The sequence below is a fragment of the Salinivibrio sp. VGrn1 genome (assembly GCF_009377995.1).
GTDB classification, from domain to species: domain Bacteria; phylum Pseudomonadota; class Gammaproteobacteria; order Enterobacterales; family Vibrionaceae; genus Salinivibrio; species Salinivibrio siamensis.
This window is the reverse complement of record NZ_SATA01000002.1, coordinates 38,118-51,534: the sequence shown is the minus strand read 5'-3', so window position 1 is coordinate 51,534 and position 13,417 is coordinate 38,118. Positions and strand designations below refer to the sequence as shown.

Below are 13,417 nucleotides of genomic sequence, written 5' to 3'. Positions count from 1 at the left end.
TTTTCTTGGGGGCGTAGAGGCCTCGCGCTCTCCCCCTACCTTTCGTGATACTTTGCTGAATTTCATCATCTTTTCTGTAATGACACGCTGAATTTTAACCCGATCACGCATGGTAGATGCCCTCCTTGAGTAAGCTGCGCTCAGTATTGATAAATGAGGAAAGATCAATGAAGCGCACTCACTTTTTGCAACCACTCGGCACACCGGTCGCCGTTGCAGCTACCATAGCGTTAGCGGGTTGCAAAATCGAAAACGACCCCAATTTGCCCCCTAGAGACGCGGGCACCAGCGATGCCAGTGTGCTATTTGCTGACGCCGATACCCTGCTCACCCATCAAACTAACGCCACCTCGCTCACCTTGTATTACTCCGCTGATGGCACGATGCGCTATAACCCGGACACGCAGCAAGTGGAAAACGCCACTGCGAGTGTCGAGTCCACCCTTACCACGAGCGATAATTGGCAGACATCGTTTCCCCATTTGCAAGGTAACGTCAAAGGGTTCGATTTTGACTTTGTTAGCGCCAACATTGCCCTGAAGCAATGGCTTAAAGGACAGCTTCTCGCCATCGCCAAAGACGGTGATACCGTACTAACCGCAACCGATGTGCAACCGGCGCGGGCGCTTGATGCCTTGTATGCCGAACACGCCGAAAAACTTACCCTTGGTGCCATCCCTGACGCGGGACACACTGAATTTCGTATATGGGCTCCCACCGCACAGCAAGTCTCGCTAGTGCCCTATCAATCGACGAGCGAACAAAACGCGCCAAAGCAGCGCCAAACGCCAATTAAAATGGACTTCGACACCAACTCAGGAAGCTGGCATGTTGCCACCACGGCGCTGAATCATGGCGACTATTACCGCTATCAACTATCGGTTTATCACCCCACCACGCATCGTATCGAGCGTCTCGAAGTCACTGACCCTTACTCACATAGCTTATCGACCAACTCCAGCTATTCGCAGGTGGTGGATCTAAATGCGCCCGCGCTTAAACCCAGTGGCTGGGATACGCTGAGTGCACCTCACTCGCAGCAAAACCCTGCCAACAGTGTGATTTATGAGGCGCACGTGCGTGATTTTTCCGCACTCGATCAATCCACACCAGACAATCTACGCGGTAAGTATCTGGCTTTTACCCAAAATAGCACCGCCCCGGTCAATCACTTAAAAGCGCTTTCTCAATCCGGCGTCACCCACTTACACCTGCTCCCCGTGTTTGATATTGCCTCCATCAACGAAGACACGGCGCAACGTATCGATTTAACCGACCGTTTCTCCACGCTATGTGACAAAGCACCTTCGCTGAAAGAGACGCCAAGGCTGGCGAGTGAGTGCGACAACAACCAAACCATCCAAGCGGCCTTGACGGATTTAGCCACCCAAGACAGTGCGGATACCCCCTATGTGCAAACCGTGATGGCGGCGATGCGTCAGTACGACAGCTTTAACTGGGGTTACGATCCTTTCCATTACACCGTGCCCGAAGGCAGTTATGCGACCGAGCCTGAAGGCACCGCGCGTATCCTCGAGTTTCGTAAAATGATCATGGCAATTAAACAGAATATCGGCATGAATGTGGTAATGGACGTGGTCTACAACCACACCCACCAAGCAGGCTTAGGGCCCTATTCTGTGCTGGATAAAGTCGTGCCTTGGTATTATCAGCGCCTTAACCCCGTCACTGGAGACGTTGAACAATCCACTTGCTGCTCAAACACCGCGCCTGAGCATCGCATGTTTGCCAAACTGATCGATGACTCGATTGCCACCTGGGTGAAAGACTACAAAATAGATGCCTTCCGTTGGGATTTGATGGGTCATCATCCGCTGGCCCAGATCGAGCACACACTTGCCGTTGCCCGCGCCATCAACCCAGATGTGTATTTCTATGGTGAAGGTTGGAACTTCGGTGAAGTCGCCAACGATCGCCAGTTTGTCCAAGCCACCCAAACAAACCTTGCAGGCACAGGCATTGGCTCGTTTTCTGACCGACTTCGGGATGCGGTTCGTGGCGGCGGTCCATTCGATGGTGGCGAGTCTCTACGCAAAAACCAAGGCTTTGGCAATGGTCAGTGGGTCGCGCCCAATGATTTACAACAGCAAATCAGCGGGGAAAGAGCCAGTGCCCTGCATAATGCCGATCTAGTTCGTTTGGGCATGGCGGGTAACTTAAAAGATTTTCAGTTACAGATTGCCAATGGGGATACGGTCCGAGGCGACCAGGTCGATTACAACGGTCAACCGGCTGGTTACGCGCAAGATGCATGGGAAGTTCAAAACTATGTCTCCAAACACGACAACCAAACCCTGTGGGATAACAATCAATACAAATTCCCTTATGCCATGCCGCTCGCAACACGCGTTCGCGCCCAAGCCGTGTCACTCTCAACGGCACTGCTGGGACAAGGGATGCCTTTTATTCACATGGGCAGCGAACTGCTTCGTTCAAAATCCATGCAGCGTGACTCCTACGACTCAGGCGATTGGTATAACCGCGTCGACTTTACCCAACAAACCACGCAGTGGGATCAAGGGCTGCCGCGTGAAGATAAAGACGGCGACAACTGGCCAACGATTAAAACCGTGATTGCCAACCACAACAGCGAGGCCAAACCAACACCACAGGCAATCAGCAACATGGACAGCTACTTTAATGAGCTGGTGGCACTGCGCACTTCATCAGGGCTGTTCCACTTAGGCCAAGGCAGTGTGATCAAGCAGCGTATCAGCTTTCACAATACGGGCGACTCACAAATTCCCGGGCTAATTGTGATGCTGCTTGATAATGGCAGTCTGCACGACAGCTCGATTGATGCGACGCGAGACGGCATTATCGTCGCGATCAATGCCTCAAGCCAAGCCATCAATGACTTTGCCAACATCGACGCCACCGGCTATCAACTTCACAGCTTGCAAGCTAATGTGGGCAACCGCTCGATAGCGTATAACCAAAGGGCTGCTCAAGTGACCAACGGCAAACTCACCGTACCCGCTTGGTCCGTCGCCGTATTCGAGAAACCTCATCAACCTTAACTATTATATGGGGGAGTGCGGCTCCCCCGTTTCACTTGCCGCCCGGACATCTATCCGTAGCACAATCCTCATCGACCGCGTCCCCCCATTAAAAGGCCATTAATTACACTAGTTTTATGGCCCGCGCTCGCGTTATTTATAGTGATATCAACGCTTGAATACGCTTTGACAGTATTTCCTCGTTTTTTGTGTTGCTATTGGCATAAACGCTGATCGGTTCACTCAACACCCGAGTACAGGATGTGGTACGGTATTTCTCTCTAATTGGAACTGATATCACACTCATCAATAACCATTGATGAGTGTGAGCGGTCAACAAGGAATAAGTGAATGTTAAAAGATTTGGTCGTTGATGGGCGTTATAAAAAAACACTGGATCAGTCGATACACGCTATCGTGACCATCGACGAAAAAAATGACGTCATCTATTTCAACGATGCTGCGGAATCACTGTGGGGCTATCAGCGCAATGAAGTATTGGGTAACAACGTCAAAATGCTGGTTCCAGAAGAAATTCGGGGCAGTCATGACGGGTTCATTAATCATCACCGTATGACCCAAGAAAATCGCATCGTCGGCACCTCTCGCGATGTGCAATTAGAACGAAAAGATGGCTCTCGTGTATGGGTCAATATCTCGTTGAACCACATTAAACATGCTGGCAAATCCACTTACACCGCGTTTGTTCACGATATTTCTGCACAAAAACAAGCTCAAGAAATAGTCAACCAAACGCTCGAACAAGCATTGGATGCCGTGGTGACCATTGACGGTAATAACATTATCACCTTCGCCAACCGCTCTGCGGAGCGCTTGTGGGGATACACGCGTGAAGAGATGTTAGGAAACAATGTCAAAATGCTGGTGCCAGAGCAACACCGTCATGAGCACGATGAATTGGTCAACAAAAACCGCCGGACTGGCATCAATAAAATTGTGGGTTCAACGCGGGAAGTACCCGTTGTGCGCAAAGATGGTGAGCACCGTTGGGGCAGCTTTTCGATCTCGAAAATTGAACTCGACAACGAAATCCAATACACCGCGTTTGTCAAAGACGTCACAGAAGACGTTGAGCGTCGGGAAGAGTTCAAAATGCTATCGATGGTGGCGGATGAGACAGATAATTCAGTCATCATTACCGATGCCGACGGCTATACTCGTTATGTTAACCAAGGGTTTGAAAAACTCACCGGGTATACCATGTCGGAAATGCGCGGCAAAAAACCAGGTACCATGCTTCAAGGGCCAGGGACTAATACCGAAACAGTCGCGAAAATTTCACAGAAACTAAAAAACCGCGAACCCTTTTACGACGAGCTTCTTAATTATAACAAGCAGGGTGATGCCTATTGGATTTCTGTTTCTATCAATCCAATTTTTGATGACAACGGGCACTTATCTAGCTTTATTTCCATTCAAGCTGATATCACCGAAGCCAAGCAACGCTCATTGGAAGCAGAAAGACGCTTCGAAGCCATCAGTGTTAGCAACGGGATTATGCAGTGGCGGCTTGATGGTAAACCTGACTCGTTTAACTCGTATATGCTCGACCACTTGCGCGCAGAAACAGCATCAAACTCAGAAATTCTAAGCAACAACCTTAAGAATAAGCTCGGAGAGTCGGTGTTTAGTGATGTGCTATCGGGTCAACAAATAAAAGAAGTACTGCCGTTTACCGCTGCAGATGGAAGCGAACGCCGTTTCGATACTGTCGTCGCCCCCATTTTTGACTCCGAAGGAAACCCTGTTTACCTCGTCTCCTACGGCATTGATGTGACCAATAGAGCTCAAGCGGTTGATGTAACCGAGAAGGAGATGACAAAAGTCGAAGCATCTAGCAGCGAGATACAACAAATTATTGGTGTAATAAACGGCATCGCCGAACAAACAAACTTACTCGCGCTCAACGCGGCAATTGAGGCAGCTCGTGCCGGTGAGTCCGGCCGAGGTTTTGCCGTGGTCGCCGATGAGGTACGACAATTGGCACAACGCTCGGGAGAGTCTGCAGCAGAGATCCGCCGGCTAGTCGACCAAACCAACGAGCGCGTTCGCGCATTAGCCGATGCACTTCAAAATTTAAATGGCGAAGACGACTAGTCGTCCTGGCATAAGGAGGCCTATCACTCACCATTCATATCGGTATAATGCGCGTCTCAGCTTTTATCGATGAATGGCATTATGATCAAGAACCTGGTCTCAACTTACCTCAAAGGCATGGCGATGGGCGCTGCGGATGTGGTTCCTGGTGTCTCTGGCGGCACCATCGCATTTATTACTGGCATTTACACGCAGCTATTGGAGAGTATTCGGCGTATCACGCCGCGCCTTTTTACACTATGGCGCAAGGAAGGTTTCAAGGCGGTCTGGCAACATGTTAACGGTACCTTTCTTTGTGTACTCTTGGCCGGCATCCTGACCAGTATTGCCAGTTTGGCAAAAGGGATCAGTTGGACCCTCACCCATCATCCGATCCCGCTCTGGTCGTTTTTCTTCGGCTTGATCATCGCCTCAGCGTTGCATATTGCCAAACAGTTGCCCGCCCCCAAGGTTCGGCCTAAAACGGTTCTCGCCGTACTATTAGGGATTGGGTTTGCCTACTGGATTACCATTGCTAACCCGCTGCAGCTCACCGCGGGTCCGCTCACCGTCTTTCTCGCCGGTGCCATCGCGATTTGCGCCATGATTTTGCCGGGGATCTCTGGCAGTTTTATCCTACTGTTGCTGGGAATGTACAGCCCCATTCTGGATGCGGTTCACCAAGCGCAATTCGGCTTATTAGGATTGTTCGCTGTCGGCGCAGTAACTGGCTTACTGACGTTTTCGCACCTATTGTCCTGGCTGCTGCGCCGCTATTATGCACTGACGCTCGCGTTTCTCACCGGTCTGATGTTGGGCACATTGGGCAAAATTTGGCCTTGGAAACACACACTCACATGGCGTACAAATTCATCCGGTGAACAAGTCCCCCTCGTGCAAGATAACCTTTTACCCGGCGCCTACGAGGCAATCGTGGGACACTCGGCACAAGTTGGCTTGGCTATCGTTGCCATGATAGGTGGCTTTGTGCTGGTATTATTGCTGGAGCGTTTCTCGCCTGAGCAGGAATAGATGATGAATGAACCCTCCTCACGGCTCGCCGTGAGTCACCCCTTAATAATCACCGCCAGTATTGCGATGCTGACAGTGATAGCTTTTTTTCTCCCCTCGTGGCTGTCTGGCTTTTTCTCGACCGCCTCGAGTACAACTATCGCGCCAGCCGCCTACTGCTCGCTCAATCAGCAAACGTGCCAATACGAGGGCTATCAAGCTCGCTTGGGCAATCCGGATGTTCATCCACTACACGCCAATACCCTCACTGTGACCGCCCCCCAAGCGCTAAACACGGATACATTGCTCGTTAAGCTCAAAGGCGTCGAAATGAACATGGGTGAATATCGGCTGGTGCTTAAACAAACCGATAAACTGACTTATCAAGGGCAACTGATGCTGCCCGTTTGCACCGAAGACAGCATGACATGGGCAGGTTCGATTACGCTTGATCATGAAGCAAAGAAACATTTCCCTATCAAAGTACGCATGGAGCGACTATGAGTAAGAAAGCTTGGCTTGTCGCCATTATTGCCGTTTGTTTTGGCTTAGGTGGTCGCGCGCTATTTGATAACTATCAAACGTCACAAAAACAGGCTCAAGCAGGGGCATTACAATCACAAGGGCAACCGTTTAATCTTTACAATACCGATGACCCACGTCCGCGCATTGTTTATTTCGGCTATACCCATTGTCCTGATGTTTGTCCCACTTCGCTCGCCGTGTTATCTGCCGCGTTAAAATCGCTCCCTGAGTCGACACGAAACGCGGTGGCGCCAATCTTTATCACCCTCGACCCAAAGCGTGATACAAGCGAAAAAGCGGCGGAGTACGCGCATTTTTTCCATCCGGCCATCACCGGTGTCAGTGGTTCTGAGGCGCAAATTGCGCAGCTGGCAAAGCGCTACGGTGTGTTGTATCGCATCACCGAGCTGGAAGACTCCGCCATGGACTATGCCGTTGACCATAGCTCCTTTTTTTATTTTCTTTCACCGAACGGTGAACTCGTAGAGAAAGTCCCTCATACTTTAAACCCTGAAATGCTGATCGCAGCGATTGAACGGGTGACTGATCAAAATAAGGAATAACAATGACATCATTCAAATCTTTTGTTGCCGCTATCGCCTTTATGGTTGCACCATTCGTGCATGCCCATGGTGAGTTTTTTATTCATGATGCCTATGCGCGTGCCACTGCACCAGGCGCACCAAATAGCGCAGCTTTCATGGTTCTCGATAATCAAAGCAAGGTGCTAAAACGGGTAGTGAGTGCGAGCACGCCGGCAGCGAAACGAGTAGAGTTGCATGAGCATGCTATGGTGGATGGCATGATGGAAATGCGACAAATTGCGCAAATCCTGGTGCCTGAAGGCGAACAAGTGACACTAAAGCCAGGTGGCCTACATGTAATGTTGTTTGATCTGGCTCAGCCACTCAAAGTAGGCGAGCACATTTCATTGACATTAAACACCGCGGACGGTCATTCACTCACCAAGCAGATCCCAGTGAAATCGGTCATGGCGGGCATGAAACATCACAACAAAGAGATGCACGCAAACCACGAATAAGCACAATATCGGATACCTCTTACCTCGCTAAGTGTTAACTCGGTCAAGCTCTGCTATTTAAGTAAAGGATTATCCAGCAAAAATGCGTTTAAGCGTCTAAGGTTGACAATAGTCGCGTGGATGCGTGACCCTAATGACGCGATTGCTATGACAAACAACAATAGCGAGGTTATTTATGAAAATCCGTCCAATGGCGCTAGCTGCCGTCGCATCGAGCATGTTGCTCGTCGGTTGTACCAGCAACACAGCGTTACAGCAAAGCGTTGATGATTTATCAGCGAAAGTCGATGCATTATCGAATGATGTATCTATGATGAAAAGCGACGTGAGCGATACCAAAGATACCTCTCAAATGGCATATGACGAAGCAAAACGTGCCAATAAGCGCATTGATAATATGGCGCAGTCTTACACGAAATAGCGTATCGATTTAAACACCGATTACTCGCTGAACAAACAATGAATAACGGCGCGCGATGCGCCGTTTTTTTATGCTGTGATCTTATCCGGACTTTTACCGCTCAGATCGCGTCATTTGCTTGGCATCTACCTCCACACGCTCTAGACGCTGCCAGGCTTTCAACTGTGCTGGGGTCAGTGTAGCGATCTCTGTCGGCACGCCTTCTTGGACAGATAACGCCGCCCGGTAGCGCCGAGGTGACAATTCCAGCCGCGCTAAAATCGCTAACACCTGAGGATCAGGCTCAACCGACAAACGCGCTTTGGTCTCTTTTTCATTTTTTGACAAAGGACGATGCGCCTCTACTATCACTCGCCCATCAGGCTCAACGCTTAGCTTCGCGGGTTGATTGATAATTCTAACCGGGGTGTGGACATCCACTTGCTCAAACAGCCATGCCACATCGTCAGGTCGAAGCCGGATACAGCCAGCACTGACTCGCAGCCCAATACCAAACGACTTGTTAGTGCCATGAATCAAATACTCACCGTTACCGAAGCCCAACCTTAGCGCATGCTCACCTAAGGGATTGTTTGGCCCTGCTGGCACCACATCAGGCAAAATGATGCCGCGCTGTTTTTTATATTCCTCACGAATGCTCTGCGGTGGCGTCCACGTCGGATGTTCGCGCTTTTGGCTAATATAGGTGTTCATTGTGGGGGTTTCGCGACCCACTCTACCGATCCCGATGGGAAATACATGAACATCACGTTGCGCGTCCGTCTTTTCTCCCGTTACCTTAGCCCTAGCCTCTGGTTCAGGAAAATAATACAGGCGTAGTTCAGCAAGGTTGATCACTATCCCTGAGTGAGGTGGTGAGGGCAACAAGAGCTGGTTGGGTAAGCGCACCAGAGAGCCAGGCTCAGGCAAGTAGGGATCAATCCCTGGGTTGAGCGCTAAAAGCGCTAGAAACCCCATATCATAGTGTTTAGCAATGGCTTCCAAGTGCTCGCCCTCTTTGACGATGTGCGCCTCTGGATAGCCAACAAGTCGACTGCCGTCGGTGGGTAGCGGATACGGGGTGGCAAACGCTGTCGGCACAGCTAACACCCAAAGTACCACACAGGCTAATAATCTCTGTGTGGCGCCTTTGCCTACCATCGGCCAAGAGAGGTTAGAAATAAACTCGTGCTCCAGCAGCGCCTTCAAACTCAATATCGCCTTTCTCCTCCCAATACCAAGTGGTGCCCGCTTCTGCAAATAGTTCCACATCACCCGTACCCACCGGAAGAGTCACACCGAGCCCCGCACGTGGTCCCCACTGATGCGTTGAATCATCTACCCACTGACCTCCGGCATAGACATACATAGGCGCATATTCCATTCGCCCGAGCCATTCACCCAAATTCCAAGTCCCATCGACGGCCACTCCCACCTTATCGATGCCAGCTTGAATTTTAAATTGGTTTTGCTTCAAGGTCACACCAGACATTGGCGAACCAAGGAAAACCCCCGCAGCAAGGCCATCAGCCGCGTAAGAAGAAACGGGAAATGAGACAACAGCCAGACAGACTGCCGCACGAAGCCAAAGGTTAAAATTCATGGTATTCCGTTGTATTACTGTGATAAGCACATGGATTAAAGCAATTTTAGTGCCAAGGTTATAAAACCATAAAACAGGACTAGGTTTCCCTCTGAGCTAGGCAGGCAAAGCAAGAATACGGTGATCACTCGCGTTCCGAGGTGAACGCATCACCAAGCACCCACAGAAAGAGGCAATAATCTGCCAATACGGAAAGGTAAAAAGCGTACAAACCATGCCGCTTTAATCGGTCACAACATGACAACGATCGCCGCTCGCCCCGCCCATCGATGAGAAAGTGCGCACAAAGTAGCGTTTCTCCCTGATTTATTGGGCGATTTAAGTGATATACTGCATACTTTAGTCTGTGCGCCTTTATGAGTATGCGTGACAAGGCAGCATCCGCTTTCAAGACGTTTTTGGTAGGAGTAACGGGTTTTTGTTAGATGATCTGGTCTCGCTGGCACTGCGCCAGTTTCAGCAAGATTGTGTCAAATTGTGCGAGCATCACTATCCCACAGTCCACAATCGGGGAATGCGTGATCCCCACATGGGCAAAGCACTCGCACGTCGACTCATGCGGGTTCTCGAGGCGCATGACAAACCCGCAACGTTTAATTTGCTCGACGATACCCGACCACATAGCCAAACTGTCTATCAGCTACAACTTGACGGCAGCGCGATATACATACTGGCCCATCGCCTACTCAGTGGTAATAACGCCTGTCGTGATGCCTTGGTGCGTGACGTTGCTTGGCTACTGAATCATGGCATCACAAACCCTGCCGAGCCTGGGCGGGTCATTGTGGTCAGTGACCACTGGATTGATCGCACCAACGCCAGTAAGGCTGTTCCTTCTTGGTGGTTGGGACACCAACCTATCCACGCAGACGCCTATCGCGCGCAAGGAATACGCTTGACCAGCGCAACGTCGAGCCTGGCTGAGACCATCGCGCCCTTGGGTTTAACCGAGGGGCGATATCGTATCTTTCACCCTTTGTTTCGCAAAAAAGATGGCTTACCCCTGCACAAATACCTTTTGCTCACCGCCACCTTTCCGCTCGGTGTTGAAGAGGATAATAGCAGTCTTTAATGTGGTTTGTGCCACACGGCTTTGAAATCAAACCAACCCACCGCATTCGATGCCACATCTTGGAGATCTGGCGTCGCCATGACGCCCATCCAGATATGAAACAAGGGCACCATTTGATGCTCAACCAGGCGACGGGCTAAGTGCTCAGCACAGCTATCGTCTTGCGTCTCTCGCCAGCGCTGAGTATGACGCTCAATGGACTCGAGCATGGTATCTGTGCAGGCACTCAATACCAGATCATGCGTCCCTAGCCAGTTAAATAACCCCGCCTGCCCGCGTTCACCAAAGCTCATCGCCCCTAACCAGATGTCGATTTTGCGGCCATATTGACCACTAAAGTAGTCGGCGGATGACAATGCCAAGGTTTTCACTTGAATACCATCCTCAAGTAAGTGCGCGTGTATTGCCTTGGCGATAAGCGGGTATAAAGGATGATCGGATAAATACGCCACGGTCAGTGACGTTGGTGACGGAGCAACTGGCGACATGGACGAAAGACCATGATGCATCCAACCTGGCATCAGTCCATACGCATTGAACAATCGGTACTCACCCATTCCACAATGCGCCAAGCGTGGCAGTAATTGCAGCGATGACAGCTTTGCATGCAGGTATTCACGCCATGCGGGTTGCTTCGCTAATCCATCGCGACAATTCAACAACAGGTAACCAGCCCCCTGATCCATTTCTAACTTTTGACTCAGCGTGGTTTGATGGCTTGCTAATCTCTCCGGCGTCAGTGAGGTGCTGGGAGTGAGATAGCACATTGCGGCCTCATCAAACACCATAATCTGGATTTCATCGGTCAGGGCACGATAACCAAAATAATCATCAAATGCCTCGAGCACTAAGCGGTGTGGCTGTTTCTCTGCCACGCGATAAGGACCTGTCCCAATCGGTTGATAACCAAGGGATTGACTTGGATGGCGCTCAGCAGGACGAATAACCGCTTCTGGCAAGGTAAGCGCATGATCAAACCTTGAGTCGGGAGACGAAAGATGTACATCAATCATTCGCGGGCCCGGCGAGTCAACACGCGAAAGATGAGCAAAAAAACGCCGCGTAGAAAGCGCCGATAGGCTCGCTATCACATCCTGCTCGCGCATTGGCTGACCATCATGGAAGCGGACACCAGGACGAAGGTAAAATCGCCAATGTGTCGGCGACAACGCTTCCCAATGATGGGCTAAATCCGGTGTCACAATACGTTCACTACCACGATAACGCACCAAACCATTAAAAATTTGACCGACCAAGTGCTGCTCTGAGCGACGCAAAGGTTCGCGCGGATCCAGCGTCTCAAGCTGACGGTAATAGGGCAGGCGAACAATTTGCCGCCCGTTTTGCGTACTCGGCCCCATTTGTTTTTGGATTAAGGCAGCGAGTTTGGTCGAGTCATGATCAAGGCACGCCAACGCGTGATCCATTTTCCCTTGCACCAGCCAAGATGCAGCTTGCTCTTCTCGCAATGCCGTTTCACTACGCAAAAATGCCAAACGAGAGAGCTTGCCCCGCCCCACTGAAGGCTGCCACGTTAACCATCCTTGCTCTTCTAACTTACTGAGCACCATTCGCGCATTACGCCGCGTACATACCAAAATATCCGCCACAGCTTGTAGCGTTGTATCGGTGTTTTCGCCATTGAAATGATGATAAAGGCGGGAGAACTGAGCACGAAGTCGCTGACCTGACATAAAAGAGGAACCCAACAATCACAAAAACCAGTGGAAGTATTTCCTATTTTACGCAGAACAAGGCATAGCGTCTGCTCATATCTTGATCACACGCACTCAGGCTGTGATCTCTGGCAGGCAATAAGCACCGGCTTTCACGAGCAGAAGTTTGTTATTCCGTCTGACTCAGTTATGATGCCTCTCTTTGTCGATAATGAGTAGGGTGTTTATGATCGCGTCGGCCATTATTTCCCATTTTGATATCAAACAACGCTGGATGGCTTGCCACGTAAAAAAAGCGCAATTCCCAACCAAGGAAAGCCTTGCGGGTTTTGATATCTATCATGCCGCTGCTCATCCCCCACATCCTTTTGACAAACCTGACGCACCGACTCATCAGCCACTCACTCTCTATTGGGTCGACAATCACCCACTGATGATTAAGTATGCCAAGCTTCAGGCACAACAGTGGCCAGAATCAGATCGTGCCAATATGCTCGCTTACTTTGCCCAGCTTGCGCTTGAAGATGGTGTTGAAATCGCTGACGCCACGGTGTCGCTCTGTATAGGCACCCAAAACGGAGAAACCTGCGCCGCCGCCATGCGGGTCGATACGGTGTTAGACGGTCAAGCAGTCAGTGGTATTTATGATGTCGTCGCCCCTGATGAGAACGCACAAGCACAACTTCTCTATGCGCTCACTCAGGAGGAGAACGGCGATGACAGGCTGTGGGTCATCGGCCGCTAGCGGGAGAGGCGCTGGTTCTTGAGAGGGCGAACCACTTCCTCAAGCCCTTCAACTTTGAGCGCCAGGCACAGCTTCATTAGCTCTCCTAACTCGCCTTTCGGAAACTCGGCTTTGTTTTGGAACCACAACAGATATTCCTCTGGCAGATCAATCAACACGCGCCCAGCGTATTTGCCGAATGGCATGGGCATTGTGGCTAATTTCATAAGCTGTTGTTTATCCATCA

The 13,417-nt window shown here is 50.5% G+C and carries 12 protein-coding genes and 1 pseudogene; 9 read left to right on the top strand and 4 right to left on the bottom strand.

The features are described from left to right. The first annotated feature begins 167 nt into the window (after nucleotides 1-167). The 7 genes and pseudogenes from pulA to EHW56_RS03275 all read left to right on the top strand — a co-directional run bounded on the left by pulA (nucleotide 168) and on the right by EHW56_RS03275 (nucleotide 8,116). The gene (gene pulA / locus EHW56_RS03305; RefSeq protein ID WP_227988116.1) at nucleotides 168-3,041 is read left to right on the top strand and encodes a pullulanase-type alpha-1,6-glucosidase; all 2,874 of its coding nucleotides are present in this window, start codon (nucleotides 168-170) and stop codon (nucleotides 3,039-3,041) included. A 330-nt stretch (nucleotides 3,042-3,371) separates the two neighbouring features. Further along, a pseudogene (locus tag EHW56_RS15595) lies at nucleotides 3,372-5,058 on the top strand (PAS domain S-box protein); the annotation flags it as partial. 161 nt (nucleotides 5,059-5,219) lie between these two features. Beyond that, nucleotides 5,220-6,149 carry a DUF368 domain-containing protein gene (locus tag EHW56_RS03295; protein ID WP_152798586.1) on the top strand — a complete coding sequence of 310 codons (930 nt, stop codon included), beginning with the start codon at nucleotides 5,220-5,222 and terminating at the stop codon, nucleotides 6,147-6,149. Nucleotides 6,150-6,152: 3 nt separating this feature from the next. After that, a complete protein-coding gene (locus EHW56_RS03290) occupies nucleotides 6,153-6,632 on the top strand; it encodes a hypothetical protein (protein WP_152798584.1) in 480 nt (159 codons plus the stop codon). Beyond that, nucleotides 6,629-7,216, top strand: a complete 588-nt coding sequence (locus EHW56_RS03285) for an SCO family protein (RefSeq protein ID WP_046075906.1) — start codon at nucleotides 6,629-6,631, stop codon at nucleotides 7,214-7,216. Before EHW56_RS03290 ends, EHW56_RS03285 begins: the two co-directional genes overlap by 4 nt. A gap of 2 nt (nucleotides 7,217-7,218) precedes the next feature. Then, on the top strand, nucleotides 7,219-7,695 hold the full coding sequence (locus EHW56_RS03280) for a copper chaperone PCu(A)C (protein ID WP_077638904.1): 477 nt from the start codon (nucleotides 7,219-7,221) through the stop codon (nucleotides 7,693-7,695). 175 nt (nucleotides 7,696-7,870) lie between these two features. Beyond that, nucleotides 7,871-8,116 carry an Lpp/OprI family alanine-zipper lipoprotein gene (locus EHW56_RS03275; protein WP_046075907.1) on the top strand — a complete coding sequence of 82 codons (246 nt, stop codon included), beginning with the start codon at nucleotides 7,871-7,873 and terminating at the stop codon, nucleotides 8,114-8,116. Between the two features lie 93 nt (nucleotides 8,117-8,209). On the opposite strand, the gene EHW56_RS03270 is transcribed toward EHW56_RS03275, so the two are convergent. Then, on the bottom strand, nucleotides 8,210-9,310 hold the full coding sequence (locus EHW56_RS03270) for a L,D-transpeptidase family protein (RefSeq protein ID WP_227486438.1): 1,101 nt from the start codon (nucleotides 9,308-9,310) through the stop codon (nucleotides 8,210-8,212). Further along, the gene (locus EHW56_RS03265) at nucleotides 9,270-9,698 is read right to left on the bottom strand and encodes a hypothetical protein (RefSeq protein ID WP_077579327.1); all 429 of its coding nucleotides are present in this window, start codon (nucleotides 9,696-9,698) and stop codon (nucleotides 9,270-9,272) included. The genes EHW56_RS03270 and EHW56_RS03265 overlap by 41 nt, the downstream gene beginning before the upstream one ends. Before the next feature lie 418 nt (nucleotides 9,699-10,116). On the opposite strand from EHW56_RS03265, the gene EHW56_RS03260 reads away from it, so the two are divergent. After that, the gene (locus tag EHW56_RS03260) at nucleotides 10,117-10,770 is read left to right on the top strand and encodes a hypothetical protein (protein WP_046075909.1); all 654 of its coding nucleotides are present in this window, start codon (nucleotides 10,117-10,119) and stop codon (nucleotides 10,768-10,770) included. Here the strand turns inward: EHW56_RS03260 and EHW56_RS03255 are convergent. Next, nucleotides 10,767-12,464, bottom strand: a complete 1,698-nt coding sequence (locus tag EHW56_RS03255) for an SgrR family transcriptional regulator (protein ID WP_152793948.1) — start codon at nucleotides 12,462-12,464, stop codon at nucleotides 10,767-10,769. The two genes, EHW56_RS03260 and EHW56_RS03255, sit on opposite strands and share 4 nt — an antisense overlap. Nucleotides 12,465-12,672: 208 nt before the next feature. Here EHW56_RS03255 and EHW56_RS03250 point away from each other — a divergent pair, with 208 nt between their 5' ends. Continuing rightward, the gene (locus tag EHW56_RS03250; RefSeq protein WP_152793946.1) at nucleotides 12,673-13,191 is read left to right on the top strand and encodes a hypothetical protein; all 519 of its coding nucleotides are present in this window, start codon (nucleotides 12,673-12,675) and stop codon (nucleotides 13,189-13,191) included. Here EHW56_RS03250 and EHW56_RS03245 read toward each other — a convergent pair. Further along, complete coding sequence (locus EHW56_RS03245) at nucleotides 13,188-13,415, bottom strand: DUF3820 family protein (RefSeq protein WP_046075911.1); 228 nt, start codon at nucleotides 13,413-13,415, stop codon at nucleotides 13,188-13,190. The genes EHW56_RS03250 and EHW56_RS03245 overlap by 4 nt on opposite strands. Nucleotides 13,416-13,417: the final 2 nt, after the last annotated feature.

Excerpts from the sequence above, each read along its gene's own strand:
- pulA (WP_227988116.1), top strand. The coding sequence starts at position 168 with ATGAAGCGCACTCACTTTTTGCAACCACTCGGCACACCGGTCGCCGTT.
- EHW56_RS03275 (WP_046075907.1), top strand. The coding sequence starts at position 7,871 with ATGAAAATCCGTCCAATGGCGCTAGCTGCCGTCGCATCGAGCATGTTG.
- EHW56_RS03280 (WP_077638904.1), top strand. The coding sequence starts at position 7,219 with ATGACATCATTCAAATCTTTTGTTGCCGCTATCGCCTTTATGGTTGCA.
- EHW56_RS03245 (WP_046075911.1), bottom strand. The coding sequence starts at position 13,415 with ATGGATAAACAACAGCTTATGAAATTAGCCACAATGCCCATGCCATTC.
- EHW56_RS03265 (WP_077579327.1), bottom strand. The coding sequence starts at position 9,698 with ATGAATTTTAACCTTTGGCTTCGTGCGGCAGTCTGTCTGGCTGTTGTC.
- EHW56_RS03295 (WP_152798586.1), top strand. The coding sequence starts at position 5,220 with ATGATCAAGAACCTGGTCTCAACTTACCTCAAAGGCATGGCGATGGGC.
- EHW56_RS03290 (WP_152798584.1), top strand. The coding sequence starts at position 6,153 with ATGAATGAACCCTCCTCACGGCTCGCCGTGAGTCACCCCTTAATAATC.
- EHW56_RS03250 (WP_152793946.1), top strand. The coding sequence starts at position 12,673 with ATGATCGCGTCGGCCATTATTTCCCATTTTGATATCAAACAACGCTGG.
- EHW56_RS03255 (WP_152793948.1), bottom strand. The coding sequence starts at position 12,464 with ATGTCAGGTCAGCGACTTCGTGCTCAGTTCTCCCGCCTTTATCATCAT.
- EHW56_RS03285 (WP_046075906.1), top strand. The coding sequence starts at position 6,629 with ATGAGTAAGAAAGCTTGGCTTGTCGCCATTATTGCCGTTTGTTTTGGC.